Genomic DNA, 611 nt, shown 5'->3' with positions numbered 1-611 from the left:
GGAGGGGCTTACACAAACCATTGAACACGCTCGAAGAGCACGAAGCAGCTGGTGGACTCCCCCGGCTTGAGCGCCAGCTTGTTGTAGTTGTCCTTGACCTTGTTCTCCACACCGGTGGTGGCCACCCACACCCGGTTGGTGGACAGATCCAGCAGACGCACCCCACCCGCAGCCGGCTCAAAGGCCTTGTAGCCGCCGAGGCGAGACAAAGGCCGGGACCCTTCAAAGACATTGCTGTCCCCGTCAGTGGAGGACTCAGCGATGTCCTTGACTGCGGGGTCGTCCTTGGCCCGAGTCAGCTTCAGGGCCAGCACGGTGGTCTTCGCATCGCGGCGCACCAGCGGCGAGACCTGAAACCCCAGGTGATGACCCATGACGTGAGCGTCGAGCTCCTGCCAGCCCTGCGGCGCACCCGACGCCGCAGGCACGCCCGATGCCTTGCCCGCCGACGCCGAGGCTGTGCCGGCCTGACGCTTCGACCGCCAGGGGAGCTTGCACCCGGCCAGCAGCGGCAAGCCCACACCGGTCAGGATCGATCCGGTCAGAAACACACGACGACGCATCGGGATGGGTCCTTTCAGCTGTTCTTGATGGGGATGTTGGTGAGGCGG

Annotated in this window: 1 pseudogene; it reads right to left on the bottom strand. The window is 65.0% G+C overall.

From position 1 onward, the window contains the following. Nucleotides 1-8 precede the first annotated feature (8 nt). Nucleotides 9-611: pseudogene (locus HMPREF2883_RS15325) on the bottom strand (OmpA family protein); the annotation flags it as partial.

The sequence above is a fragment of the Actinomyces sp. HMSC075C01 genome (assembly GCF_001812965.1).
GTDB classification, from domain to species: Bacteria; Actinomycetota; Actinomycetes; order Actinomycetales; family Actinomycetaceae; genus Actinomyces; species Actinomyces acetigenes.
Note: the sequence above shows the minus strand (reverse complement) of the source record. Positions and strands in the feature narration are given on the sequence as shown.